We start from the raw sequence: 25,546 nt of genomic DNA on the forward strand, positions 1-25,546 counted from the left end.
GCAATCAGGGGCGTGCCGGCTGTTGCACCTGGTCTTTCTGGTCTGCAAACAGCTGGGTGATGTCGCCGCCCAGGCGGTAGTTTTTCATCGGTTCGACCGATTGGCGCCAGCGGTTGGTTTGCGCTGAGCAGTCGTATAGCGCGCAGTACGGTTCCAGCCAGGCAAACTTGCCATCCTCGTTGAGGTCTTCGAGTGCTTGCTTGTGGCCGGTCTTGCGTTCGAACAAACCTGGATTCTTGATGCCTTCTTCCACGCGCGTCGCCAGACGCCGCATGGCGCCGTGGTTTTCTTCGCGCAGGTCGACGCCGTTGGCTTGGGCGAAGGAGGCGATCATCATCAGCGGCCCCATCGCGTAGTTATGGTAAGCCAGAGCACGGGTGTCGCGGCCCAATTCGTTGGGCAGGTACCCGTCGGCATCGACCTGGGACGCGCCGATGCGAAACTGTGCAACCGACCAGTCGAACAGGTCACGCCGGTCAACCACCACCGAGGCCGCCATGACGGACCATGCCGCCCAATACTGGTGATTGTTGAGGCGGTCCAGCGGTTGGTCGCGCCAGTCCCGCACTACCTGTTCGGCGAGTTTGCCGATCCAGGCTTCGATGGGACGGGTCTGCGCTTCACGGCCTTTCAATGGCTGTGAACGCGAAAACTTGAGCCGCAGGTACGCCGAAGAAATACTGCCCAGCGCCCATTTGCGCATCGACTTGCCGGTGTGGGTGTAGGTGGTGCTCAGCAGCGCCTGCGCCTTGGCCCAATCGCCCAGCCAGCTCAACGTGCAGTCCACATGACCGGGGCGGCCGAGCCGCAAGTAGGCGGCGACTTGTTTGTTGACGCCTTTTTCCAGTTCGTTGATATCGCCGGACATTTCCTTGTAGCGTTTGTTGGATTCTGCGTTGAGCTGATCCCGAGCCTTGCCCGAGCCTTCGTATTTGCTGGGGATCAACAGGTCGCCGGTATAGGGTTTGGGCGTCGCCGGACAGCTCTGCGCGTCGCCCTTTTTCTCTGTGGCCGGCGCGTAATAGCCCTGCGGCGGGCGAAGTTGTGCGGCCGCTTGCATGATCGGCCCCATCAGAATGAAGGCCACGCCAATGGCGGCCCAGTGTGCCGGGCGCATCAGTTTTCCTCCGTCTGCGCGGTGCGCAGGGTCGGTGCTGCCGTAATGGCGGGTTTGACGCACAGTCGGGTTGAAAGCCCTGTGGTGGTCATACCCGGCGGCGGTTGCACGTCCATGGAAAGAAGCGTCTGTTCGCCCCAGTCCCCGTCGCCGCGCAGCTCGAAGGCGAAGCGGCCCTGGGTATTGACCGTCGGCGAACGGCTCAAGCTGAGGTTTTCCTGGCGACCGTTCAGGTAGGTCAGGGTCGCGTTCAGCAGGCGCACGCCGGGATCCGCGAACTTGAGGTCGACCTGATAACGATTGCCCTTGATCGGATACACGTTGCCGCCACTGCCGTTGAACAACACTTGATTGCGCCCACTGTGCAGGGTCGCCTGGCTTTTGAGCAGCGGGGACTGGTTGTCGCAGCCATCGCTCAGCGCCGCCATTGCCTGGCGGTAGAAGCTGGGTTTGCCAAGGCTGTCGAGGTTGTCGGTTTCCCACACCAGCACCGCCGGCGGGGCGTTCTGGAAGTCGTCGCCGAGCAGGTAGGCGATCAACGAATCATCGTAGCCACCGCCCGGTACGCTGAAGTTGCGGACCGGCGTCTCCAGGTATTGTTCAAGGAAACCGGGAAAGTTGAACAGCTCGCTGCTGGCGCTCGTGCCGATCAGTGCGACCTTGGCGGGGTCCTTGGAATCGCCTTGGGCGCGGGTTTGATATCGGGTCACATACTGAGCTGCATAGCCGTTGCCGCAGATCTGTGCGGCGGCTTTTTGCAGCGTGCCCGAGCGCCCCAACAGACCGGCCGGTTGGCTGGCGAAGACCTGATGCGGCAACGCCTTGAGCACATCGTTGCCCTTGAGCGTCTGGGCCACCAATTGGGCGCTGCGCTCGGCGCCATAGGGCGTCCAGTTGTGATCGCCCTTGAAGTAGAAGGGCTGCCCGGCGGGCTGTGGCGAACTCAGCAGGTTGGCAAAGTCGGGCGCCAGAATGCCCAGGCCGCGCACCCGGTCCAGGGTTTGCAGGTAGTTTTGCCGGGCCCTGGCCTGATCGAAGCTGGCCAGTTCCTGCGGCGTCAGGCGGTCGGCGTGCAGCAGGCCGCGACTGGGTGGCATCACCAACACCAGTTCGACGCCGCGCTGGGCGAGCCCGTCGCGCAGGCGCTTGAGGGCTTTGTAGCCGCTCTCATCGAGGCCGAAGTCGGTGCGCAAATCGCTACGGGTGCGAAACAGCCACTGGTCCTTGGCCTCCACCAGGGTCGCGTAGTTTTTCAGCTCCGGCTGTTCGTAATATGTCGCCTGCGCCGCTTGCGGGCACAGCTGGCAGCAGGCCTCGGCCGTGTACTGCGGCTGCGCCTGTGCCCCCATCGACATGGACAGCAGGCCAAGCGCGGCAAATCCATGAAAGGTGTTCATCGGCAGGCTCCTCACAGTGTCTCGGGCAGAATCAACGCGGCGGCATGGCGGCGCAGGAGGATGTCCATCAAGTCGCCCTGGACGTCCCCCAGCAAACCGGTGAAGGCCAGTCCGTCCTGTTTCTGCGGCGCGAGAAAGGTCAAGTCATAGAGTTCCAGGCGCGAGGGTGAAAACACGGCGATGGGGCTGGAACCGTTGCCGATCAGCTTGCCGCCGACCACGGTGAGCGACAGTTTGGCTTCGTAAGGGTCTTCCTTGAGATCGCGGTCGCTGCCACGCAAATCCTTGGTGTGGCCATAGATCCCGGTCAGGGCGTTGGCCATCAGCTCGTTTTCGTACAGGCGCACGCCGGTGCTGTTGCGCACCCGGATCCCGTGTCGGTCATTGTCGGCCGCGCGGTTGCGCCAGATCAGGTTGTTGCCGCTCTCGTACAAGGTGATGCCGTCGGAACGGTTTTTGTAGGTTTCGTTGTAGGCCAGCAGGTTATTGACGCTGGAACGGTCCAGGACGATGCCCGACAGATGATTGTTGTAGGTGCGGTTGTAGATGATCCAGCTGTCGTTGACCTCGCGCGAGAGGATGATGCCGTGCTTCTTGTGGGTATCGAAGACATCGTTATGGGCAATGATCAGCCGGCGCGAACGGTCGTGCGGGTCGATGCCATATACGATGTTTGCGCGATAGGTGTTGCGTAGAATCACCACGTCGTCGGCCTCGTAGCAATAGAAGCCGAAATAGTTGTCGATGAACTGCGAATTGATCAGCCAGCCGGTCGGTTTTTTGCGCTTCATCTTCGGCGCCATGCTCGGGCTGTACTGGGAAATACTCACCCCATAACTCTTGCTCTCGGTGTAGCCGAAGCTGGTGATGGTGCTGTTGACGATGTAGGTTTCGGTGCCGCCCCAGGAAATCAGGAACGGGCGAAACGTTTCCTCTTTTTTGAACCAGGCCGGGCTGTCGTCTTTCTCGCTCCAGGCGCTGACCTTGGTATCGGTAATGAACAGTTTGCCGTCGTTGACCAGGAACGAACCGCCGTCCTGGGACAAGCGCAATTCCTTCACCGATTTGTCGATATGCAGCGTCCCGCCGGGACGGATGACGATCGGCAAGCGCGCCAGAAACACCCCCGGTGCGGTCTCGCGCAGGGCTGTCTGCGGCAGGCTGCGTGCCAGTTGCGTCAGGCTCATGTAGCCACGGTCGATGAAGATCGCCACGGGCATTTGCTTCTGGCGCACCACCCATTCCTTGAAGCGGTCCTGGCCGCCGATGAACTCATCGAGCGCGTTCTCCTTGAGCATCGGCTGGATCAAGGCACGGCCGGCGGGCTTGTAGGCAATCTTCGCGGCGACTGCCTCGGCGGTATAGCCGGACAGGTCGGGCATTTTCGGTTCCTTGATCAGCAACGGTTTTCCCGGAGCCTCGCTGATGCTGTAGCGCGGTATCAGGAGGTCACCTGCCGCACTGGCACCTGCCGTCTGCACCAACAGCATTGCGGCGAGCATCAGTCCTATCTTGACGACACGGTCCATAAGTCTCACTCATCCAAAAGGCAGCCGGTTGTGATCAATGTGCCGTTGCCCGCGATGGCTTCAGCGCGGGCAGCCACCGGGTCCTAGATTTTCCAGACGAAATCGATGAACGCCCGGTGCATGCTCGAATCGGTGTCGTTGGCGTAGGCGTCACCGGGGAAGAACACGCCCAGGCGCAGGCGGATCAGTGCCGAGGGTTCGTCGACCCAATCCACCATGCTCGCGGGCAACAGGCCTTGCTTGAAGTACTTGGTCATGACCAGATCGACTTCCTGGCCCAGGTCCTTCTCGCCGTCCACCAGCGCCGCATTGATGATCCCGTCGTCGCCGGTTTCCGTCTGGTCGTCGACCCGCCAGAAGCGGTGGTAGACGAGGCTGGCGTCGTAGTCCTCGCGATACGACCAGGCGCCGAACAGCGTTGCTGTCTGGAGGTTGCTCAGTTCACCGCGAAAGGCTTCGCCGAAGCGGTGTACCCGTGAGCGCGTGCCGGTGTAGTTCGAGCGGTTGCTTTGCAGGCCGGTTTGCTGGAACTGGTTCTCCTGGTCGTTGCCGCCGCCATCGCCACGGGCGGCGGCAGCACCGAGGCGCCAGGCGTCATCGATGTTCCAGCGCAAGCCCAGGTCCGCGGCCCAGGAATTGACGTCGCCGCTGGTGTGGCCTGTCGCGATTCGATCGCCGGAAGGGACGATCACGCTGTTGAGGTTGTCGCGATCGCCGGTCAGCCAGGTTGCGTTGATCCAGTAATTGAGCGGCATCGTCGAGCGATAGTTGTAGCCGTCACCGTTCGCTTCAAGGCCGACCCAGGTCAGGCTGCCGGTGGTGGTCTTGTCGAGTGTGTCGAGTCGGTCACCGGGGTCCGGCAGATTGCCGCTGTCTTCCGAGTGATGTACACGCAAGCCGACCCAATTGTTGGGCGTCCATTGCGTAGAGATGTCGGCGAAGGCATGGGAACGGTCTTTGTCTTCCGGTGCCAGGTCGTCCAGGTCGGTGCGGTAGTCGGAAAAGCGTTGAGCGGCGCCGACGTGGCTGCGCAGCAACGTGGTTTCGAAGGTCCAGTTGAGCGCTTCGATGTTGGTGTCCATCCACTCGCCACTGTCCTCGCGCAGACGCTGGCGGCCCAGGCGTAGATGCTCGCCCGGATAGGCCGTGATGCCCGAATAGTCGACCCAGAACTCGCGAAGCGCCAGGTAGCTGTCATCCGCTTCACGGGTGTTGCTGTCGTCGACGCCGTTGTTCACGGTGTCGGTGTCGATGGTGTCGGTCGCCGCTACCGCCTGGCCCATCACATAGGCGCTCCAGTTGCCCCATTGGCCAAAGGCCCAGGGGCGCAGGTCGAGGCCAATATCGTTGAGGGTGCCACCGGGTGCAGTGCCCAGGTCCCGGTCGTCCTGCGACTCGCCGGTAATCTTCACATCCAGGCCGAAATTCTTCGGCGCCACTTCCGCCGCCAGCACCAGACCGGCGCTGCACATCAGCGAAACTCCCAGACCATAACCTGCCAACAGTGCTTGTTTCATAGTAAGTCCTGTCCATTTTCCGGAGTTTGCAGCCTGGCGAGAGCCGCGCCCGTCAGACGGGCCTGAGCTTCTTCCTCAAGTAAGGGCTGCGCGATTTTCCTCTCTGCCGGGGTCATCCCCGACTGCACGGCCGACAGCACTGGCCCCGCATTTACCACGCCCTGGCGTTGCGCGAGTTGCGCAAAGACAAAGGCATTGATTCGATTGACCTTGACCCCGCGTGAATCGGAAAACATGTGCGCCAGCGCCAGGTCGGCATTGGGCGAACCGTTGCGCGCTGCCAGCAGCAAGTGTTGCAGCGCTTTCTGTGGTTCGACCTGGCCCAGATAACCGCGCCGGTACAACTGGCCCAGGTAGTAATGCGCCCCGACTTCACCGGCGGCGGCCGCCTTGAGCAGGTGCTCTTGCGCCAGGCGCGGGTCCTGCGGCAGCCATTTGCCGAGGTAATACAGGCGCCCGGTCAGCAGTTCCGCCCGTGGATCGCCCGCTTCGCGCCCGCGCTGCAAGGCCGAGAGCAATTGCGGCGCATCGCCTTGGGCGGGGTAGTCGTCGATCAGCCGCGCCAGGCTGGTCCAGGCCGGTGGATAGTCGGGTGCCAGTTCCTCGAGCAGGCGCTGGGCGCTTTGCGGATCGGCCGGGCCTTCGAGTGTCGGCGTCGACAGAACGCGCGCCACCGATTCGACCCGCAAGGGCGCTACTCGTCCCTCGCGCCAACCCTGGCGCAACTGCGCCAGCAAGTCGGTTTGCGCCTTGGACTGGGCGCGCATCCGATTGATGGTGGCCAGCTCCACATAACAGGCATCGAGTAATGCCAGTCTCGCCCGGCACATCTGCTCGATCTGCGGCAGGTGAGCGTTATAAGTGCCCTGATTGCGGTAAATCAGAATCTGCGCCAGGTCGGCCTCGACAATGCCCTGGGCGCGCCAACTGTTGACCTTCTGCTGCGGATCCACCCCCGGCGTCAGTTGCGGGTAGCCCAGGTACAACAAGGTCAGCGGCACCACGGCACTGAACTCGCCTTTGTCCAGCGCGCCTTCCAGCAATTGCCGGGCCTCTTGCACTTGCTTGGGATCCGTCGGTCCCTGACGCAGCAACACGCGGCCCAGACGTGACTGCGCCTTGACCGATTCCGGCGCGGCCTGCCGGTACAATCCCTCAGCCTCTTTCAGGCTCGCCGGGTCGCCCGCCGAGGCCGTCAAGTCGCCCATTCCGGCCTGGGCGTCGGCATAGCCGTCCTCGGCCAGCGGCGCGTAGTTCTTGCGAGCCGTTTCATAATCGCCGCGCGCCATGGCCTCGCGCGCCAAGCCTTGATCGGGGAGGGTGCCGCACCCATGAATCATTGTCAGGGCCGCGGCCAGCGCGGAAAACCGCAGCCCCGATCGCCATGCGCCGTTCATTTTCCGGCCGCCATGACTTTATTCGCCCAGGTGTTTTTCACCCAGGCATTGGCCGCCGAGGCACTCTGCACCCAGACATTGCCTTGCAGGTCTTCGATACTGACCTCCACCGGCCGCCCGGCCTGATCGGTTTGCAACGGGCTGTCAGGCTCAATGGTGACCCGCAGGTCCGAGGCCAGGCCGCCGTTGTCCAGCGCCACCGCAGTGATTTTGCCCGCGCGTGGCTGTTCTTCGCCGATCAACTGGAAGCTCACCGCTTTGCCGGGCTGGATCTTGGCAAAATTCTTGTAGGGGAAGCGCGCCTCGATGGTCGCCACACCGTCGATCGGCATCAACTCGTACACCGTGGTGCCCTTACCGACGACCTGGCCATCCGGCACCAACTGCGACACCACCCGGCAATCGCAAGGGCTGGTCAACGAGCCTTGCAGGGTTCGGCTGAACAGGCGCTCAAGGTTTTCCGGGGTTGCCTGCCCGGGCGGCAGGTTGCCTTTCATCACATCCAGCAGCGAGGCGGAAAAAGTCGCCAGCGGGGCGCCCTTGGCCACCACCGACCCCACCTTGACCAACGAATTGACGCTGCCGTCGCGCGGCAGGCCGATCAACTGGCCGGGCACATTGACCCGCGCCGATTCGGCATGGGTGACGAAATAAATGCCATACAACTGGTGCACCACATAACCAAAGGCAAACAGTCCCACCAGGAACATCAGCAGGCTTACCGCGGTGGCCCGCACGCGAGCGAGAATGCCCATGCCGTGGCCGCTTTCGTGCTTTCGCGGCTTGGTGAAGTTGTCGCGCTGCTGGGTCGAGAGCATGTCACCCAGGCTGATCACCCCGCCCGAGAGGTAAGAGGTGATCACGTAACGCAAGGCGGAAATCGCACGAGGGCGCAGGTTTTGAAACTCGCAACCTATGCGCTGCCCCTCGTCGTTAATCGAGCGCACGACAAACTCCACGTCGATGGCAAACCCCAGCGCATCGACCTGGAACACCAGTTTGCCTTTGTGTTGCCGGCCAACGATCAGCGTTGTACCCGGCTGACTCAGGCTGAATCCACCGGCTGACAAGTCGATCAGCTCGCAATCGAACGGCTCCCGGTCCGGCCCGTGAAACTTGATCCTCGCCGGCAGAGTCAGCCGCGCATGCTGACGCTGCACCTCCGACTCGTGCACGACATTGTCATCAACAGCAACAAAAGCTGTGTTCATAACGCGTTCCTTCCCATCGATTGAGTCCGATCCGGCACGGCCTGCCACGGCCCTGACACCTGCACTACACAATCCACATCAGCAGCGCGCAAAACACGCTGCCGGCCGAAAACGTCATGGCCCGCGACGACCAGGTATTGAACCAGCGCTGATAGCTCGCCAGCCCACGGTCGAGTTTGGTTTTCTGGCGCGTCCACGATTGCTGGTCGAGACGGAAGAACACATAGATCTTCACCATGGCGCCGACCAGCTGGTTGTAATAGAGAATCAGGGGATAAGCCGGCCCGACCGGGTGCCCCGACGCCAGCAACAGAAGGCTCAGGATCAGGCGCGTCACGCCGATCCAGAGCACATAAATCAGCAAGTAGGCGATGCTGTATTTGAGGCTGGCAATGATCGCCACCGACGGCCCGAGCAGGCTGGCCCACATCGATACGCGTTGGTCGAGCAACACCAGCGAGGTGAACCAGCCCAGCCGCCGCACGCCCAGGTGCAGGGCCCGTGAGTTTTGCCGCAGGTTATTGCCATACCAGCGGAACATCAGCTTGCGGCTGGCCTTGATGAAGTTCTTTTCCGGTGGATGCTCGACGGTGTTGATCGCCGCGTCGGGCACATAAAAGGTGTCGTAACCCAGCCGCATCAGGCTGTACCAACTGGACTTGTCATCGCCGGTCAAAAAGCGGAAACGCCCCAGGCGCCAGTGCTGCAGATAATCGCGCTCGACGTCTTGAATGAATCCGGGATCGGTCACCACTTGGGCGCGGAACACCGACATCCGCCCGGTCATTGTCAGCACCCGCTTGCCCAGTGCCATCGAGCACATATTGATGTGCCGCTGGGCGAACCGCAGCTTGTGCCATTCGCTCATCAGGTAGCTGCCGCGTACCTCGCAGAACTCATTGGTGGTCAACCCGCCGACGTTCGGAAAAAGCTTGAACCAGGGCACGGTCTGACGTACCAGCCCGGCGGAAAGCACGGTGTCGCCATCGACCACGGCCACCACCGCATCGGCGTCCGGCACGTGCCGGGAGATCGCCCGGAAACCATGGGCCAGGCCGTCGCGCTTGCCGGTGCCGGGAATCCGCACGAAGCTCAGCTTGACCTGCTCCGGCGGGGTATAGCTGTCCCAGAGTGCCTTGATCAGCAATTCATCGGCGAGCTCGACGATGGAACAGACCACCGTGGTCGGGTAACCACAACCGATGGCTTCTTCGATCACCGAGCGGTACACCTGCGCCGTGGTCAGCGCCTCGATCCGAAAACTGGTGACCAGCAAAAACACGTGCGACGGGTCGGCAATGCTGCCGAGCCGGGTGACTTTGCGTCTGTAGTAGGGGAACACCACATAAAGGAACAGTAACCCTCGTATGTAATGGACAGCCCCCATCGAGTAGCGCCAGATACCGACAGCCCCCAGCAACAGGAGAAAGTCCCTGGATTGGGGATCGAACACTGAGCGCGGCAGCAGCAGTGCAAGCCCCAGCAACGCGGTGACGTAAAACAGCCAGCCCGCCGCTTCGCGCAAGTAATCCCTGGCACCAGCCATACTTGTGACTCCTGTTCGATAAACCCGTATTGCCCGGGTTGCAGTTCGGTGACTCTCTTACCAGCAGATGCCTTCGAGCTGATCGTCACTGGTGTGTGGCATGAAACCCACCAGGTCAACCACCTGCTTGCCCTCGGGCACCTCAAGCGCGAGGGCTCTGAAGGACTCGTCACCGTTGCCAAGTACAATCACCTCCGCCTCGTCGATCACCTTCACAAGGTCAGCGCGTAGCAGCGAAGCCAGGTGCGGAATCTTCGATTCGATGTAGTCCTTGTTGGCGCCGTAGATGCGCGCGTATTCAACGTTGCGGTCGAAGATATGCAGGTCGTAGCCCTTGCCGATCAACATTTCGGCCAACTCCACCAGCGGGCTTTCGCGCAGGTCATCGGTGCCGGCCTTGAAGCTCAGGCCGAGCAGGGCGATACGCCGCTTGCCGTAACTGGTGATGATGTCGAAGGCTCGCTGAACCTGCGCCGCATTGCTGCGCATGATCGACGCCAGCAGCGGGTGCTCGACATCCAGTTGCCCGGCGCGGTAGTTCAGCGCACGCACATCCTTGGGCAGGCAGGAACCGCCGAACGCGAAACCTGGGCGCATGTAATAACGCGACAGGTTGAGCTTGGTGTCCTGGCAGACCACGTCCATCACATCGCGACCGTCCACGCCGGCAGCCTTCGCGATATTGCCGATCTCATTGGCGAAGGTGACTTTGGTCGCGTGCCAGACATTGCAGGTGTACTTGATCATCTCGGCCACTTCGATACTGCGGCGCAGGAGCGGCGCGTCCAGCTCTTGAAAGAGCGAGGCGAGCAGGTCGCCGCTGCGTTGGTCGAGTTCACCGATCACTGTCATGGGCGGACAGTTGTAGTCCTTGATCGCCGTACTTTCGCGCAGGAATTCCGGGTTGATCGCCACACCGAAGTCGACCCCGGCCTTCTTGCCGGAACAGTCTTCCAGTATCGGGATCACCACATTCTTGACGGTGCCCGGCAGTACCGTGCTGCGCACCACAACCGTATGCCAACTGTCCTTGGTGTGCAGGGCTTCGCCGATCTCGCGGCAGACCGACTCGATGTAGACCAGATCCAGATCGCCATTCTTCTTGCAGGGCGTTCCGACGCAGAGGAATGACATCTGCGTGTCCATCACGGCTGCCTTTACATTACTGCTGCCGCGCAGCCGCCCTGAATTCACTCCCTGTTCGAGCAGCGGTTCCAGGCCGGGTTCGACGATAGGCGATTTACCCTGGTTGATCAGGTCAATCTTGACTTGCGAGACATCCACGCCGATTACGTCATGACCGCGAGCAGACAGACAGCCCGCGCATACAGCGCCCACATACCCCAGACCAAATATGCTGATACGCATTGGTAAGTTCCCCATATACCCGGATTTCGGATGGCCGTCGGCATGCCACACAGGCCGACAGTTGCTCTATTTGGCTAACTAAGCGGCAGTTTGGTTCAACGTGTTTTTCGGGCCAGCAATCGCAGAACCAAGAGTGTAGACAAACATCTTCCTGGCACTGTCATTTTTTTTAACAGGAATTTCGAACAGTTCGCGCCAGCAATATAAAGAGTGGGGGTTACAAGGAAGGTGCCAAAAGACAATATGTGAATTGCAAATAAAAAACATCAACAAAAACAGATGGATATCTAACTTATTTCGTTTGGTAATATGAGTAGAATATGTATTTTTGCACCAAAATCAGGCAGGTGGATATATCGTTTTTTTGAAGCGGCACTGGCGCGGTGCAACGCCAGCGTTACAATTTTGCAATCAGCCAGATCAATTTTTTATTAGAGTGTAAAGTTGCTGAGACATGTCAAATTTTCAATAACGGTTTTATTGGCGTTTTTATTATGCGTGATAGTCAATATCTTGGAGCTGCATAATATGATCAAGCAATAAAAAACCGCATTAATGCGGTTTTTTATTGCGGTTGAAATGTGAGGGAGTTAGAGGCTATTGGCCAGTTTCCCGGTGGAGAGGCGGCGCTTGTACGCGGTGTCGCGATTGGCCAGCCAGTAGTAGAGCGGCGAGGTGATGATCAGGCCCACCAGCCAGGACAGGTCAGCCCCATTGATGTGCTCCGAAATCGGCCCGACGTACAGCGGCGTGTTCATGAACGGAATCTGCACCACGATCCCGATCGCATACGCCAACAGTGCCTGTGGGTTGTATCGGCCGTAGATGCCGCCATCGACCTTGAAGATCGAATTGATGTCGTACTGGCCTTTGTGGATGGCGTAGAAGTCGATCAGGTTGATCGCGGTCCATGGCACCAACACCACGAGCAACACCAGCACCATGTCGACGAAGTGGCCGATGAAGTTGGCGGAGGCGCCGACGGCGGCGAAGCAGCAGGCGGCGAGGAGGATGATCGACAGGATGGCGCGGCTTTTGGCGGTGGGGATCCAGCGGTAGGCGAAGGTTTGTACCAGGGTGATCAGCGACAGCACCGCACCATAGAGGTTGAGGGCGTTGTGGCTGATGACGCTGAGCAGGAACAGCACGAGCATCAACGGGCCGATGGAGCCGGTGGCGAGTTTGACGGCGTCCATGGTGTCCATGCCGACGGGCGTGGCGAGGACGGCGACTGCGCCGAAGATGAACGAGAGGCTGGAGCCGAGCACGGTGCCCAGATAAGTCGTCCAGAAGGTTGCGGCGACGGGCACGTTGGCCGGCAGGTAGCGCGAGTAGTCGGAGACGTAGGGCGCGAAAGCGATCTGCCAGAGTGCGGCAAGGGACACGGTGGCGAGCCAGCCGGAAATATTGAAGTTGCCGCGTGTGAGGAAGTCGGCGGTCTGCACGTGAGTGAAGATGTAGCCGAAGCCGAGCACGATACCCGCGCCGAGCACCCAGGTGCCGATGCGGTTGAGCACGTGAATGAAGCGATAGCCGATGATGCCGATAATGCCGGAACCGAGGGCGCCGATGACGATGCCGACCGGCACTGGCACGCTGTCGACCACGCCATGCAGGGACTTGCCGGCGAGGACGATATTGGAGGCGAAGAAGCCGATGTACATGATGCCGGCGATCAGCACCACCAGCAGCGCGCCGAGGGAACCGAACTGGGCGCGGCTCTGGATCATTTGCGGGATGCCCATCTGCGGGCCTTGCGCCGAGTGCAGTGCCATCAGCACGCCGCCGACCAGGTGGCCGACGAGGATGGCGACAATGCCCCACACCAGGTTGAGGTGAAACATCTGCACGCCGAGGGCGCCGGTGACGATGGGCAGCGGGGCGATGTTGCCGCCGAACCAGAGGGTGAACAGGTCACGGGTTTTGCCGTGGCGATCTTCGGGTGGCACGTAGCCGATGGTGTGTTTTTCGATGAGTGGGGCGGGTGCTGTTGCTGCGGTAACCATGACGGACTCCAAGGCAATTTTGAGTACGTGGACGTACTTCGGTGAGCGCCGCGTGGGGCGACGCTTTTCTTGTTGGAGTTGATGATGTGCGGTGGGGTGCGATAGATAAATTAGTAGTTTTGTTGGTACAGACGTTAAAAAAAGTAGGTCCATGGGTCGCCCAAAAACCCTGTGGGAGCGGGCTTGCTCGCGATAGCGGAGTGTCAGTCAACACAGGTGTTGAAAGTTAGTCCACCATCGCCGGCAAGCCGGCTCCTACAGGGTTATTTGGGGTGTTCGGGGTCGTTGCATCACCACGCAACCTGTAGGAGCCGGCTTGCCGGCGATAGCGATTGTGAGACCGCCATCGCCAGCAAGCTGGCTCCTACAGGGTTATTTGGGGTGTTCGGGATCGTTGAATCACCACGTAACCTGTAGGAGCCGGCTTGCCGGCGATGGCGATTTTGAGGACGCCATCGCCAGCAAGCTGGCTCCTACAAGGGCGACGTTATTGGCTGATGAATGTGAGCATTCGCTGCAGCATTTCATCGCAGCGGTTCAATTGTTCGAGGCTGACGAACTCATCCGGTTTATGGCCCTGATCCATGCTCCCGGGGCCACAAGCAACGGTGGGGACTCCTGCTGCATCAAACAGGCCGCCCTCGGTGCCAAAGGCCACTGTTCCAAATTCCCTGGAGCCGGAAAATGCAGCGATCAACTCAGCCGCTTCGCTGTGTGCATCCGTCGCCAATCCGGGATACGCCGACAACTCACTGAAGCGAATCTCGCTCTGTTCACTGACCGCACGCATTCGCGGCAGTACTTGCTGCTCGGCGTAGGTTTTCAGTTCCTGGGCGACTTCACTCGGATCATGCGAGGGCAGGGCGCGTATTTCGAAGTCGAACCGGCAATCGGCCGGGACAATGTTCAACGCTTTGCCACCGGAAATCACACCGGTTTGTACGGTGGAAAATGGCGGATCGAAACGCGCATCGTGATGCTCGGGCGCTTTCAGGCGGTTACCGATTCGTCCCAGTTCGCCGATCAATTCGGCGGCGTACTCAATGGCATTGACCCCAAGCGGCGCATACGCCGAATGGCATGCTTCGCCATGAATATCACAGCGCATCGCCAGTTTGCCTTTGTGCCCGAGCACCGGTTTCAATTCGGTCGGCTCGCCAATGATGCAGAGCATCGGTTTGACCGGGCGTTGTTCCAGGTCCGCCAGTAAGGAGCGTACACCGAGGCAGCCGACTTCCTCATCGTACGAAAGCGCGATGTGCACCGGCAGTCTCAGCGAAGCGTTCACCAAGGATGGAACGAGGGCAAGCACGCAAGCAATGTAGCCCTTCATGTCCGCCGTACCGCGACCGTACAACTTGCCATCGCACTCGGTCAGTTCGAACGGCGCAACGGTCCACGGCTGGCCATCGACGGGCACCACGTCGGTATGTCCCGACAGCACGATGCCCGGCTTATCCGCCGGGCCGATCGTGGCAAACAGATTGGCCTTGCTGCGCTGCTCGTTGTAGATCAGTTCACAAGGCACATCGAGACTCGCGAGATAGTCGCGGACAAACTCGATGAGCTGCAGGTTCGATTCGCGGCTCGTGGTGTCGAACGCCACCAGGGTTTGCAGCACGTCGCGGCTGCTGCTCATCGGTCGTCTCCGGCGACGCCGTAGCCGGGGGATTTGTCCGGGGCGAGGGCACGGTCGATGTAGTCCTGGACTTGTGGGCGGTAGGCATCCCAGAGTTTTTCCAACCCACCAATAGGGTCTTCATCTGCCCAGTCGACCCGCAGGTTGATGATCGGCCAGGTCAGTTCGCCGACCACCACCATCGCTGCCGAATGCACCGGCCCGGCTTCGCCACCAGCGGCGATGGCGGCTTTCATCGCGGCGAGCAGGCGGTCGGCGAGTTGACCTTCGCCGTGTTCGAAGGCCTCGACCATCGCCTCGATCACGCCCCGGTCCGCAAGCATGTTGCCGGCGGCCACACATTGTTCACCGGACACGGCGTTGTGGTTGCCCAGGGTTTGCGCACCGCTGAAGTGGGCGGTCTGGCCGAGGTGGTCGATGGCGGTGATCTGCCGGTATTGGCTGTAGCCGTTGCGCGTGAGGACCTTGTCCAGCGCATCGAAGGGGGCGAGGCCTTGCTCCATCAGGGCGAGGACGTCCGGGCCGAGGGAGGGCAGGGTGATGTTTTGCGTGGAGACGGCGCCGACGCCCGGCAGCAGCCACGGACAGCGGGCGCCGACGGCGATGCTGGAGGAACTGATGGCGATGCCGAACTGACCGGTTTCGGGGCAACGGGCGGCGATGGAGAAGGTCATGGGTTTTGCTCCTTGGCAAATGAGGTGTCTGGGCGGGCCTCTTCGCGAGCAGGCTTCGCTCCTACAGGAAATCCGGATCACCTGTAGGAGCGAAGCTTGCTCGCGAAGGCCGCGACTCGGTCTACTCGGGAATCACCGCAATCACATCAATCTCCATCAACCACTGCGGTTGCCCCAACGCCGATACCACCAACCCGGTCGAAATCGGAAACACACCTTTCAACCACTTCCCGACTTCCTGGTACACCGGCTCGCGATACCGCGGATCGATCAGGTAAGTCGTGGTTTTGACGATGTGACTGAGGTCGCTGCCAGCCTCTTCCAGCAACTGCTTGACGTTGCGCATGGCTTGCTCGGTTTGCGCACGCGGGTCGCCAAGGCCCACCAGACGGCCTTCGAAATCAGTCCCGACCTGGCCACGGACATAAACCGTATTGCCGGCGCGGACCGCCTGGCACAGGTCATTGTCCAGGCTCTGGTTCGGGTAGGTTTCCTTGGTGTTGAACATGCGAATACGGGTATGGGTTGGCGTGGACATGTGAAGCTCCTGGAAAATGGCTTAAGCGCTGACAGTTTTTTTAGGGGCGAGCGAAACAACTTCCGCCTCGCGTTGCGCCGCATCGTGGTAGTCGAGGTACGAGCGCTGAATGGCGATGTGATCCGCCACGTACTTGGCGTCATGCCAAACGCCCCAGATGAACGAAGAGCCGCGACGGGACTGCCAAGGCAAACCGAGGAAATACACCCCCGGTTCGCTCGACACACCACGTTGATGCTGTGGTTTGCCTTTGTCGTCGAAGGCATCAACCTTCAGCCAGCTGTAGTCCGTGGCAAAACCGGTGGCCCAGATGATTGAGGTCACGCCGGCCTTGGCCAGGTCCAGCTCAAGAATCGGATGGGTCACGCACTCCGGATCCGGGAAAGTGATACGCGCTTCCGGTTCTTGCGGCAAGTCCAGGCCATTGCGTTCGATGTAGGCGTCGGCGGCGTTGAGCAGCGCCAGATAATTCTCGTCACCACGCGCCAGGTTCTCGGCCAGGTTCGGCTGGAAGGTCGCCACGCCGCCGTTGAACGCCTGGGTCAGGCCGACCAGCGTCATGCCGCGATGAGCGAGGCCACGGAAGTCCACCGTACGGCCGCCATGTGCGCCGCTGACCGCGATGGTCACGTGTTCGCGACCGGGCTTCATCGCCGCTTGATCCCACTCGCCAAGCACCCCCAGCCACCAGCAGAAATCACGGTTGCGATAGGCGCGAGGCGGGCGGTCGTGGGCGCCGACCGAGAGGTAAACCTGCTTGCCGGCCCGCTGCAATTCATCGGCGATCTGCACGCCGGACGAGCCCGCGCCAACCACCAGCACTGCGCCTTCAGGCAGTTGCTGCGGGTTGCGATAATCGGCGGAGTGGATTTGCAGGAAGGGCTGATCCTGCGGCGCAATCGGCGCAATCGGCGCAATCGGCGGAATCACCGGCCGCTGGAAAGGCCCGGTAGCGGCGACCACACGGTTGGCCTCGATCACGCCTTCAGAAGTTTCGATGGTGAAACCCGGACGGCCAACGTTGCGTTCAACTTTCAGCACGTCCACGCCGGTGCGGATCGGCGCGTTGAATTTCTTCGCGTAGGCTTCGAAGTAATCGGCCACGCGTTCTTTCGGCGCAAATTCGTCGGGGCTGAGGTCGTCAAAATCAAGGCCCGGAAAACGGTCGTGCCACGCCGGACCATTCGCCACCAGCGAATCCCAGCGCCCGGTGCGCCAGCGCTCGGCGATACGGTTGCGCTCCAGCACCAGGTGCGGCACGCCGAGTTTGCTCAGGTGTTCACTCATGGCCACGCCAGCCTGACCGGCACCAACAATCAGCGTATCTGTTTTTATTTTTTCAGTGGTCATCTCTATACCCTTCGAGTTGGATTTAGGTCGCGAACGGCCTGCCATTTCTTGGGCTCAAGACTAGGGATGACCCTGTTATCGGTAAAATATTATTAAGCTGGCATTTGAGTATAAATAACTGATGCAGAGCGTTTGACTCCGCGCCAGTTGAACCCTCGCGCTGAAATATGGTTGTATAGTGCAACTATTTTTCAGGGGAGGCCTGAAGTGACCACTCATCCCGCTCTGGTTGAAGAAATCCGCTCTGCGTCGCGCACAATGGTGCGTGAGTTGGGCTTCATGCGCGCCACGCTGGCGGCGACCGACTACTCACCTTCAGCCGTACACGCGCTGCTGGAAATCGAAGCACACCTGGCGCTGACCGCCGCTCAACTCGTGCAATTGCTCGATCTGGACAAGTCCAGTGTCAGCCGCATGGTGGCCAAGCTCATCAAGGCCGGCGAGCTGGTGGAAAGTGCCGACAGCGATGGTCGCGTCAAGCGCCTGCAACTGACGAAGCAGGGCCGGCGCACGGTGGCTGCGATCCATGCTTACGGGCGAACGCAGGTCCAAACGGCGCTGGAGCACTTGAATCCATCGCAACAACAAGCGGTCGCCCAGGGACTGGCGGCGTATGCCCACGCCCTGAATGCACACCGTACCGGCGAAGGAAAAGCGCCGGGCAACCCGGTCGAGATCAGCGTCGGTTACCGTCCCGGTGTCGTTGGGCGCGTGACTGAAATGCATGCCGCCTTTTACGCCAGGCACTCAGGGTTCGGGCAATTCTTCGAGAGCAAGGTCGCCAGCGGCATCGCTGAGTTCGTGGGGCGTCTGGACCAGCCTTGCAACAACCTCTGGGTGGCGACAGTGAATGATCGCATCGTCGGCTCGATCGCCATCGACGGGCAGGATCTGGGCAATAACCAGGCCCACCTGCGCTGGTTCATCCTTGATGACGGTTGCCGTGGTGGCGGGGTGGGGCGCCAGTTGCTGCGCGAGGCGGTGGAGTTCTGCGACCGGTTCGGCTTCGAGGCGATTGAGCTGGCAACGTTCAAGGGCCTGGACGCCGCGCGTCGACTTTATGAAGCCGCAGGTTTTGAGCTGACCCACGAACAACAAGGCAGTCAGTGGGGCAGCGTGGTGACTGAACAGCAATTCACCCGCCGCAGGGGAGGCGCAAGTCACTCGGTGAAGCTGTAAACTCCCCACACTTTTTACTTCCTCGAACAAGAGAACGCCATGGCGAACCAAGACATCACCTTCACCCCTGATCCCGACGCGGATTCCATCTCCTCCGACGTGGCCGGCTTCAACGGCATCCTGGTCTCCACGCAGATCCCGACCCGCGCCGACGGCAGCCTGGAACTGGGCGACATCACCCTGCAGAGCGAGTGCACGTTGCAGGCATTGAAGGTTGCGCTGGAGCGCGCCGGCAGTTCCATGGACCGCGTCATGCACCTGACCATCTACCTCACCGACATGGCCGACCGCGCCGCGTTCAACGAGGTGTACAAGCGCTTCTTCGCCAAGCCGTGGCCGGTGCGTGCGGCAGTGGGCGTGGCCTCGCTGGCAGTTGAAGGCATGCGTGTGGAAGTGACTGCGATGGCAGCCAAGGGCTGAGCAAAATGGTAGGAGCAGCCGGTCGACGCTCGATTGCTCGCGATGAACTCAGGCGCAACGCGCTTATTCAGAAAGCCCGCGTTATCGTTGGCCTCCATCGCGAGCAGGCTCGCTCCTACAGGGAAAGTGTTGGGCATTCTCATCATATTTATGTGATTTTGGTATTAGTGCTATCCGATTAGTACTGTTTATCAATCAATAGTCTGAGGGTAAGTTGCTTCTCTGCGTTTCTCGCCGAGAGCACCCCATGACCCATCCCGTTATTCTCTATCGTGTTTCAGCCCTGGCAAAGGCAGGCACCCTGTGTTTTGCCCTGTGCACCTCTGCGGTCGCCGAAGCGGACGAGCGCAGTCCGCTGGTCATCAAGGAGCAGGGCAGCGTGATTGCCGGCGGGAGGGTTGAGACTCAGCCGGGCATCTTTGACCCGTACAAGCCTGCCCTGTCTGATGGCCAAAGCTACCATGGCGACCATGTGTATGCGTTCTACCAGGTCCCGGTTGACGCTCGCCCGTTGCCGATTGTCATGTGGCATGGCGCGGGGCAGTCTGCGAAATCCTGGGAAACGACGGCTGACGGACGCGAAGGGTTTCAGAACATCTTCTTGCGTCGCGGCTTCTCCACCTGGTTGATCGACCAGCCGCGCCGTGGCGATGCCGGACGCAGTCTGGTTGAAACGACGATCAAGCCGGTGGCGGACGAGCAGATGTGGTTCAACCAGTTCCGCATTGGCCTGTGGCCCGACGCTTTCGAGGGCGGCCAATTCCCTCGGGGGCCGCAGGCGCTGGAGCAGTTCTTCCGCTCGATGACACCCAACACCGGCCCTTATGACATTGAGGTCGTATCCGATGGCGTATCCGCGCTGCTGGAAAAGACGGGACCGGCCATTCTGTTTACCCACTCGCAAGGTGGCGGGCCCGGTTGGCTGACGGCGATCAAGAGCCGCCATGTGCGGGCTATCGTCGCATTTGAACCGGGCAGCAGCTTCGTGTTTCCCGAGGGGGAAGGTCCCGCGCCGATCCCCAGCGCGTTCGACACAGTCTCGGCACAGATCGTCTCGAAGGAACAGTTCGAAGCGTTGACCCGTATCCCCATCCTCATCTTCTACGGCGACAACATCCCCGACAAACCGGTTCGTTTGCCTGCTCAGGACAGCTGGCGCGCGCGACTTGAGATGGCGCGCCTGTGGCGTGATGCGGTGAATCGCCATGGCGGTGACGTAAAGCTCATTCATTTGCCGGAGATCGGGATCAAGGGCAATAGCCACTTCCCGTTTTCGGACATGAACAACATCGAGATCGCGGACCTGGTTTCGACCTTTCTCGCAGAAAAAAATCTTGATTGATTACGCGCGCGGCAATGGCTGCCGTGCACCTTGGAAACAGGAATTGGCAGGAATATTCATATGACGCGAACCACGATAAAGGCCACATTCCTGGCCGCCATGATCGGGATGTCCGGAGCCGAAGTCGAGGCAGGGGACTACAAGCAGAATCCATTCACATTGACCTACGGTGGCGCGCTGACGAAGAACGAGCCCGGCAAGGTCAACATCCATCCGGTCACCTACAAACTCAATGGCCTGGACATTGCCGCCAACGTTTACACCCCCGCGAACTATGACTCGGCGAAGAAGTACCCGGTTGTTGTCGTGGCACACCCCAATGGCGGGGTGAAGGAACAAGTCGCAGGCCTGTATGCCCAGCGCCTGGCAGATCAGGGCTACATCACGATCACTGCGGATGCGGCGTATCAGGGAGGCAGTGGCGGTCAGCCGCGCAACGTCGACAAGCCAACGAATCGCGTCGAAGACATCCATGGCATGGCGGATTTTATCGCTGGCTATCCGGGCGCCGACGACTCGCGTTTGGGCTTGCTCGGTATCTGCGGCGGTGGCGGCTATTCATTGAAGGCGGCGCAAACCGACAAGCGCTTCCAGTCCATCGCAACGGTGAGCATGTTCAATTCCGGACTGGTACGGCGCAATGGCTACAGGGATTCGCAGCTGTCCACCATTCAGGAGCGTTTACGGCAGGCTTCGGCTGCCCGTGCCCAGGAAGCGGCAGGCGGAGAAATTCTCTACACCGGCGATGCCAAACTCACCGACGAGCAGATCGCCAGGCTGCCATTTGATTTGTATCGGCAGGGTTTTGAGTACTACGGCAAGACTCATGCTCACCCCAACTCGACCTTCAGGTACACCCTGAGCAGCCTGCTGGACCTGATGAGCTTCGATGCGACGGATCAGATCGAACTGATCGACAAGCCGTTGCTGATGATCGCGGGCAGCAAGGCGGACAGCCTGTATATGTCGGAGCAAGCCTTTGCCAAGGCCACCGGTACACAGGACAAGAAGCTGTTCACCATCGATGGCGCAACTCATATCGAAACCTATTGGGTGCCTGAGTATGTTGACGTCGCCATTGCGCAGTTGAACGCGTTTTACGCCAGAACGCTCTGACTTGGGGGGCATTATGAAAAACACTCTTTTGGGGATCGCGGTTTGCGTCGCAGCGCCCTTCGCCAGCGCTGCGGGTGCTGAAAGTGCCGGTGAGTCCCGGTCCGTTCAGCAGATCAGTCGCGCTGGCTCCCAATCTTCCACAGCAGGATCGGCGGATTACTTTACCGGGCAAGTGCGCGTCGACCCCTTGTTCCCCGTCACGAATGAAATCAATGCGTCCAGCGCCTACGTGACCTTCGAGCCGGGGGCGCGTTCGGCCTGGCACACCCATCCCGCAGGCCAGCGATTGGTGGTGGTTTCCGGTGTGGGCTTGACCCAGGAGTGGGGTAAGCCTGTGCAGGAAATCCTCCCCGGCGACGTGATCGTCTGCCCGCCGGGCGTCAAGCATTGGCACGGCGCCGCACCGTCAAGTGCCATGACCCACCTAGCGGTGACCGGTGCTGTGAATGGCAAGAGTGTGGATTGGCTGGAGAAAGTCACCGACGATCAATACCGCGCCCACGAGCCCGTGACGCCGACATCAATGTCCACCGAAAATCTCGCTTCCGAGGTGCTGTCCGCGAGGCAGCAAGCCATCCCGCTGATTGCTGCCCACATGGCCAGCAGCAACATGCCGGAGCTGAATGCTGCATTGAATCAGGGGCTGGACGCGGGCCTGACCGTCAGCGAGGCGAAGGAAATACTGGTGCAACTCTACGCCTACACCGGTTTTCCACGCAGCCTCAACGCACTTGGCGAGCTGATGAGGGTTGTGGAGGCGCGCAAGAAAAACGGCGTCCAGGACGATCCGGGGCGCGAGCCCGGTCGTGTCATTCCCACCGGTGGTGAACTGCTGGCGGTGGGCAAGGCCAATCAGACCCGCATTGCCGGCGCGCCTGTTCAGGGCCCGCTGTTCGACTTCGCCCCTGTCATCAACCAGTACCTGCAGGCGCATTTGTTCGGCGATATTTTCGAGCGCGACAACCTGGACTGGCAAAGTCGTGAGTTGGCCACGGTCGCAGCGTTGGCCGTCACTCCCGGTGTGGAGTCACAGCTGCGTTCGCACATGGCCGCCAGCCTGCGGGTCGGCCTGAGCGTTTCGCAATTGCGTCAATTGGTCCGGCTGCTGGCGGAGCAAGGTCATGTCGATGCGGCCAAGCGAGCCAACGTGGCGCTGGAGGCGGCCCAGGAAAATCAGCCCAAATAGCGCAGGGCTTCGCGCAGCAGTGCGAAGGCGGGCGAGCTCTGGCGTCGGCTCGGGTAGTAGAGGTGGTACCCCGAGAACGGCTCGCACCAGTCCGCGAGCACGCGAATCAACCGGCCTTGCGCAATATGCTCCTGCACCAGGTCTTCGGGCATATAGGCCAGCCCCAACCCCTGAAGGGCGGCCTCCATGCGCATGGCGATGTTGTTGAACACCATTTGGCCTTCGACGCGTACGTTCAGTTCTTGCCCATCCTTCTCGAACTCCCAGAGAAAGAGGCCGCCGTAGGTGGGCATGCGCAGCGTAATGCAGTTGTGCTGCATGAGGTCGCTTGGGATGTCTGGCTTTGAATGCCGGGCGAAATACGCTGGGGAGCCGACAACCGCCATGCGCATGTCGGGACCGATGCGCATGGCGATCATGTCTTTGGCGACCTGCTCACCCAACCGAACCCCGGCGTCGAAGCCTTCCGCCACAATGTCAGTCAGGCCGTAGTCGACGATGATTTCGATATTGAGATCGGGATTGTCGGGCAGCAGCTTCGCGAGTACCGGTTGCAGGACCGTAATCGCGGAATGCTCACCGGCCGTTATACGCAGTTTGCCTGCGGGCTTGTCGCGGAATTCGCTGAGCAATGCCAGCTCGATGTCGATCTCTTCGAACCTTGGGGCGATCACTTTCAGCAGGTGTTCGCCCGCTTCCGTGGGGGATACGCTGCGCGTGGTGCGAGACAGTAACCTGACGCCCAGTCGTTCCTCCAGCTGGCGCATGGCCCGGCTCAATGCGGGCTGTGACATGCCCAGCCTGGCAGCGGCGCGGGTGAAACTGCGCTCCTGCGCCACGGCCGAGAAGATCGCGAGTTGGTCGTAGCTTTCAACGGTCATTTGTACATCCCTGGGTCACGTTTCCAAAGAGGAACGAGGAGCTTACCTTGAGGCCTGCGAAAGCGCTTTGCAGGATGTCGAAAAGACCGCGTCACGTCAGGTTGTTCAGCAGCCACTCGATGAAGCTTCGCGCCAACGGATTGTTCTCACTGTCACGGTGCGTCAACAACGCCCAATTCGGCCCGCGAATGGTTTCCTCCACCAACGGTTGCAGCAGTCCGTTGTCACGCGCCTGCCGACTCAACAACTGGCTGACCAGCGCAATCCCTAACCCCGCGCACGCCGCGTCCAGCAGCAATCCGGGGTCGGAAAAATTCAACCCCTGATCCTTCTGCCCCACATCGATGCCGGCCTCGACGTCCCAATGGCTCCAGTCCATTTCCCGCTCGCCATGAAGGGTGGTGCGCTGTTCGATGGGCACGGCCAACACATCGGGGTGACACGCCGGATAGAGGCGGTCAGCGTGCAGCACCTTGAAGCTGCATTCGGCCTGGGAGCTGATGTCATCGCGCACCGCGAGGTCGATGGTCTGGGTGGTCATGTCCGGGACTTCATCGGTGCTGAAAATCCACAGATCGACTTCCGGATGCTGACGGCGAAAATCCCCCAGGCGTGGCAGCAGCCAATGACGAGCGAACGTCGGCGTGGTGTTGAGTACCAGTTGATTGGGTTTCTGGTATTGCCCGAGACGACGAATGCCGACCGACAATTGCTGCAACAACGCCTGCGTGGTGCTGAGCAAATCGTGGCCGGCATCGGTCAGGCTGACGCTGCGTCCACTGCGAAAAAACAGCGGCTGTTCAAGGTACGCCTCAAGCGTTCGAATCTGCTGGCTGATCGCCGATTGGGTCAGGTGCAGCTCGTCGGCGGCCTTGTGAAAACTGCCCAGGCGGGCAGCTGCTTCAAAGCCGCGAAGGGTGCTGAGCGGGGGCCAGTGCTTGAGCATATTGATAAGTTCCTCTAATCACTTTTCTGCAAAATCAATCGTTTGTTAGCCCGTTTTTACAGCCGTAGCATGCATGCCAGGACCGCAAAGGTCATTTTCATTGAACACAATGACTTAACTCAAGGGCGATTGTCATGCAGCAGAACGAACTTCAGAACAACGGCTGGTTGATGCCGGCAGAATGGGTAAAGCACGCAGCGACCTGGATGGTCTGGCCACACAATCAGGCACTCTGGGAGTCGGGTTGGCGCGTCACCCTCGCACAAGTGCAAAAGGATTTCGCCGGGGTAGCCAACGCCATCGCCCGTTTCGAACCGGTGAAAATGGTCGTTGATCCGTCGGCTGTCGCGAGTGCCAAGGCGCTTTGTGGTCCGAACATCGAGCTGATCGAGTTGGCGGTGAACGACAGTTGGTGCCGCGACTCCGGCCCAAGCTTCGTCTGCCACCCGCAGCAAGGGTTGGCCGGTGTGAGCTGGCGTTTCAACGCGTGGGGCGGCAAGTCGGCGCACGATCTGGATGAAGGCCTGGCGCGCCGTGCACTCAATCACCTGGGCTTGCCGTGCTTCGGCACACCGCTGAGTAACGAAGGCGGGGCGATCCATGTCGATGGCGAGGGTACGCTGATCACCACCGAGTCGGTGTTGCTCAATCCCAATCGCAACCCCGGGATGACCAAGGCTGAGATGGAGGAGATTTTCACGCGTCTGCTGGGCGTGAAGAAAACCATCTGGCTGCCGGGCGATCCGGACTACGTGACCGGCGACATGACTGACGGCCATGTCGATGGTGTCTGCGCATTCGCACGCCCCGGCGTGTTGCTGGTGGACGCGACTCACGACAAGCAGTCGGTGTATGCAGAAGTGGCCCGCGAAAACCGCCGCGCGCTGGAACTGGCCACTGATGCCCAAGGCCGGAAGTTCGAGCTGATCGAGCTCTATGAAGCCACTGATGCGGTGGACACTGAGGCTGAAGTGTTCTGCGCCTCGTACACCAATTTCTACATCGCCAACGACGCGATCATCATGCCGGCCTACGGCATCGATGCCGACCACGCAGCGGCCGAAGTGTTGGCCCAGGCATTCCCTGGGCGTGAAGTGGTGCCGGTGCGGATCAACCATCTGGCCCATGGCGGCGGCGGGGTGCATTGCATCACCCAACAGCAGCCTGCCTGGCCAGTGAAGGGTTGA

The 25,546-nt window shown here is 60.6% G+C and carries 21 protein-coding genes; 6 read left to right on the top strand and 15 right to left on the bottom strand.

The genetic code is table 11. The features are described from left to right. Positions 1 to 4 precede the first annotated feature (4 nt). From KGB27_RS03050 to KGB27_RS03110, 13 genes are all read right to left on the bottom strand, one after another. Positions 5 to 1,117: a mannuronate-specific alginate lyase gene (locus tag KGB27_RS03050; RefSeq protein WP_223553138.1), complete on the bottom strand. Its 1,113-nt coding sequence runs from the start codon at positions 1,115 to 1,117 to the stop codon at positions 5 to 7. After that, positions 1,117 to 2,514, bottom strand: a complete 1,398-nt coding sequence (locus KGB27_RS03055; protein ID WP_223553140.1) for an alginate O-acetyltransferase AlgX-related protein — start codon at positions 2,512 to 2,514, stop codon at positions 1,117 to 1,119. The genes KGB27_RS03050 and KGB27_RS03055 overlap by 1 nt, the downstream gene beginning before the upstream one ends. A gap of 11 nt (positions 2,515 to 2,525) precedes the next feature. After that, positions 2,526 to 4,043, bottom strand: a complete 1,518-nt coding sequence (gene algG / locus KGB27_RS03060) for a mannuronan 5-epimerase AlgG (protein ID WP_192228291.1) — start codon at positions 4,041 to 4,043, stop codon at positions 2,526 to 2,528. Positions 4,044 to 4,126: 83 nt separating this feature from the next. Then, entirely contained in the window at positions 4,127 to 5,515 is a 1,389-nt protein-coding gene (locus KGB27_RS03065; protein WP_223415530.1) for an alginate export family protein, read from the bottom strand. A gap of 41 nt (positions 5,516 to 5,556) precedes the next feature. Then, positions 5,557 to 6,957 carry an alginate biosynthesis protein AlgK gene (locus tag KGB27_RS03070; protein ID WP_223553141.1) on the bottom strand — a complete coding sequence of 467 codons (1,401 nt, stop codon included), beginning with the start codon at positions 6,955 to 6,957 and terminating at the stop codon, positions 5,557 to 5,559. Then, positions 6,954 to 8,168, bottom strand: coding sequence for an alginate biosynthesis protein Alg44 (locus KGB27_RS03075; RefSeq protein WP_223415517.1), 1,215 nt, complete (start codon positions 8,166 to 8,168; stop codon positions 6,954 to 6,956). Before KGB27_RS03075 ends, KGB27_RS03070 begins: the two co-directional genes overlap by 4 nt. Before the next feature lie 64 nt (positions 8,169 to 8,232). Continuing rightward, positions 8,233 to 9,714 carry a glycosyltransferase family 2 protein gene (locus tag KGB27_RS03080; protein ID WP_008038964.1) on the bottom strand — a complete coding sequence of 494 codons (1,482 nt, stop codon included), beginning with the start codon at positions 9,712 to 9,714 and terminating at the stop codon, positions 8,233 to 8,235. A 57-nt stretch (positions 9,715 to 9,771) separates the two neighbouring features. Next, positions 9,772 to 11,082: a nucleotide sugar dehydrogenase gene (locus KGB27_RS03085; protein ID WP_008038962.1), complete on the bottom strand. Its 1,311-nt coding sequence runs from the start codon at positions 11,080 to 11,082 to the stop codon at positions 9,772 to 9,774. A 590-nt stretch (positions 11,083 to 11,672) separates the two neighbouring features. After that, positions 11,673 to 13,088, bottom strand: coding sequence for a purine-cytosine permease family protein (locus tag KGB27_RS03090; RefSeq protein ID WP_223553142.1), 1,416 nt, complete (start codon positions 13,086 to 13,088; stop codon positions 11,673 to 11,675). Between the two features lie 487 nt (positions 13,089 to 13,575). Then, a complete protein-coding gene (gene argE, locus KGB27_RS03095; RefSeq protein ID WP_223553143.1) occupies positions 13,576 to 14,727 on the bottom strand; it encodes an acetylornithine deacetylase in 1,152 nt (383 codons plus the stop codon). Continuing rightward, positions 14,724 to 15,401 (bottom strand): DUF1028 domain-containing protein, encoded by a 678-nt coding sequence (locus tag KGB27_RS03100; RefSeq protein WP_008038956.1) that lies wholly within the window; start codon positions 15,399 to 15,401, stop codon positions 14,724 to 14,726. Before KGB27_RS03100 ends, argE begins: the two co-directional genes overlap by 4 nt. A 121-nt stretch (positions 15,402 to 15,522) precedes the next feature. Continuing rightward, entirely contained in the window at positions 15,523 to 15,939 is a 417-nt protein-coding gene (locus KGB27_RS03105; protein ID WP_008038953.1) for a RidA family protein, read from the bottom strand. Between the two features lie 21 nt (positions 15,940 to 15,960). Further along, on the bottom strand, positions 15,961 to 17,289 hold the full coding sequence (locus KGB27_RS03110) for a flavin-containing monooxygenase (RefSeq protein ID WP_223553144.1): 1,329 nt from the start codon (positions 17,287 to 17,289) through the stop codon (positions 15,961 to 15,963). Positions 17,290 to 17,496: 207 nt separating this feature from the next. On the opposite strand from KGB27_RS03110, the gene KGB27_RS03115 reads away from it, so the two are divergent. The 5 genes from KGB27_RS03115 (at position 17,497) to KGB27_RS03135 (ending at position 22,532) form a co-directional block, all read left to right on the top strand. Then, positions 17,497 to 18,468, top strand: a complete 972-nt coding sequence (locus KGB27_RS03115; protein WP_223553145.1) for a GNAT family N-acetyltransferase — start codon at positions 17,497 to 17,499, stop codon at positions 18,466 to 18,468. 39 nt (positions 18,469 to 18,507) lie between these two features. Continuing rightward, the gene (locus KGB27_RS03120) at positions 18,508 to 18,888 is read left to right on the top strand and encodes a RidA family protein (RefSeq protein ID WP_008027160.1); all 381 of its coding nucleotides are present in this window, start codon (positions 18,508 to 18,510) and stop codon (positions 18,886 to 18,888) included. 247 nt (positions 18,889 to 19,135) lie between these two features. Continuing rightward, entirely contained in the window at positions 19,136 to 20,230 is a 1,095-nt protein-coding gene (locus KGB27_RS03125; protein WP_223553227.1) for an alpha/beta hydrolase, read from the top strand. Positions 20,231 to 20,290: 60 nt separating this feature from the next. Next, positions 20,291 to 21,346: an alpha/beta hydrolase gene (locus KGB27_RS03130; RefSeq protein ID WP_223553147.1), complete on the top strand. Its 1,056-nt coding sequence runs from the start codon at positions 20,291 to 20,293 to the stop codon at positions 21,344 to 21,346. Positions 21,347 to 21,359: 13 nt separating this feature from the next. Continuing rightward, positions 21,360 to 22,532, top strand: a complete 1,173-nt coding sequence (locus KGB27_RS03135) for a cupin domain-containing carboxymuconolactone decarboxylase family protein (protein ID WP_223553149.1) — start codon at positions 21,360 to 21,362, stop codon at positions 22,530 to 22,532. Here the strand turns inward: KGB27_RS03135 and KGB27_RS03140 are convergent. Then, complete coding sequence (locus KGB27_RS03140) at positions 22,520 to 23,413, bottom strand: LysR family transcriptional regulator (protein ID WP_008038941.1); 894 nt, start codon at positions 23,411 to 23,413, stop codon at positions 22,520 to 22,522. The two genes, KGB27_RS03135 and KGB27_RS03140, sit on opposite strands and share 13 nt — an antisense overlap. 91 nt (positions 23,414 to 23,504) lie before the next feature. Continuing rightward, entirely contained in the window at positions 23,505 to 24,359 is an 855-nt protein-coding gene (locus KGB27_RS03145; protein ID WP_008027147.1) for a LysR substrate-binding domain-containing protein, read from the bottom strand. Between the two features lie 134 nt (positions 24,360 to 24,493). Between KGB27_RS03145 and KGB27_RS03150 the strand changes: the two genes are divergently transcribed. Then, positions 24,494 to 25,546: an agmatine/peptidylarginine deiminase gene (locus KGB27_RS03150; RefSeq protein ID WP_223553152.1), complete on the top strand. Its 1,053-nt coding sequence runs from the start codon at positions 24,494 to 24,496 to the stop codon at positions 25,544 to 25,546.

This window comes from Pseudomonas sp. BF-R-01, from assembly GCF_019946615.1.
Taxonomy (GTDB): domain Bacteria; phylum Pseudomonadota; class Gammaproteobacteria; order Pseudomonadales; family Pseudomonadaceae; genus Aquipseudomonas; species Aquipseudomonas migulae.

Excerpts from the sequence above, each read along its gene's own strand:
- KGB27_RS03145 (WP_008027147.1), bottom strand. The coding sequence starts at position 24,359 with ATGCTCAAGCACTGGCCCCCGCTCAGCACCCTTCGCGGCTTTGAAGCA.
- KGB27_RS03090 (WP_223553142.1), bottom strand. The coding sequence starts at position 13,088 with ATGGTTACCGCAGCAACAGCACCCGCCCCACTCATCGAAAAACACACC.
- KGB27_RS03050 (WP_223553138.1), bottom strand. The coding sequence starts at position 1,117 with ATGCGCCCGGCACACTGGGCCGCCATTGGCGTGGCCTTCATTCTGATG.
- KGB27_RS03150 (WP_223553152.1), top strand. The coding sequence starts at position 24,494 with ATGCAGCAGAACGAACTTCAGAACAACGGCTGGTTGATGCCGGCAGAA.
- KGB27_RS03110 (WP_223553144.1), bottom strand. The coding sequence starts at position 17,289 with ATGACCACTGAAAAAATAAAAACAGATACGCTGATTGTTGGTGCCGGT.
- KGB27_RS03120 (WP_008027160.1), top strand. The coding sequence starts at position 18,508 with ATGGCGAACCAAGACATCACCTTCACCCCTGATCCCGACGCGGATTCC.
- KGB27_RS03125 (WP_223553227.1), top strand. The coding sequence starts at position 19,136 with ATGACCCATCCCGTTATTCTCTATCGTGTTTCAGCCCTGGCAAAGGCA.
- KGB27_RS03130 (WP_223553147.1), top strand. The coding sequence starts at position 20,291 with ATGACGCGAACCACGATAAAGGCCACATTCCTGGCCGCCATGATCGGG.
- KGB27_RS03065 (WP_223415530.1), bottom strand. The coding sequence starts at position 5,515 with ATGTGCAGCGCCGGTCTGGTGCTGGCGGCGGAAGTGGCGCCGAAGAAT.
- KGB27_RS03100 (WP_008038956.1), bottom strand. The coding sequence starts at position 15,401 with ATGACCTTCTCCATCGCCGCCCGTTGCCCCGAAACCGGTCAGTTCGGC.
- KGB27_RS03070 (WP_223553141.1), bottom strand. The coding sequence starts at position 6,957 with ATGAACGGCGCATGGCGATCGGGGCTGCGGTTTTCCGCGCTGGCCGCG.
- KGB27_RS03085 (WP_008038962.1), bottom strand. The coding sequence starts at position 11,082 with ATGCGTATCAGCATATTTGGTCTGGGGTATGTGGGCGCTGTATGCGCG.
- KGB27_RS03140 (WP_008038941.1), bottom strand. The coding sequence starts at position 23,413 with ATGACCGTTGAAAGCTACGACCAACTCGCGATCTTCTCGGCCGTGGCG.
- KGB27_RS03080 (WP_008038964.1), bottom strand. The coding sequence starts at position 9,714 with ATGGCTGGTGCCAGGGATTACTTGCGCGAAGCGGCGGGCTGGCTGTTT.
- KGB27_RS03135 (WP_223553149.1), top strand. The coding sequence starts at position 21,360 with ATGAAAAACACTCTTTTGGGGATCGCGGTTTGCGTCGCAGCGCCCTTC.
- argE (WP_223553143.1), bottom strand. The coding sequence starts at position 14,727 with ATGAGCAGCAGCCGCGACGTGCTGCAAACCCTGGTGGCGTTCGACACC.
- KGB27_RS03075 (WP_223415517.1), bottom strand. The coding sequence starts at position 8,168 with ATGAACACAGCTTTTGTTGCTGTTGATGACAATGTCGTGCACGAGTCG.
- KGB27_RS03105 (WP_008038953.1), bottom strand. The coding sequence starts at position 15,939 with ATGTCCACGCCAACCCATACCCGTATTCGCATGTTCAACACCAAGGAA.
- algG (WP_192228291.1), bottom strand. The coding sequence starts at position 4,043 with ATGGACCGTGTCGTCAAGATAGGACTGATGCTCGCCGCAATGCTGTTG.
- KGB27_RS03055 (WP_223553140.1), bottom strand. The coding sequence starts at position 2,514 with ATGAACACCTTTCATGGATTTGCCGCGCTTGGCCTGCTGTCCATGTCG.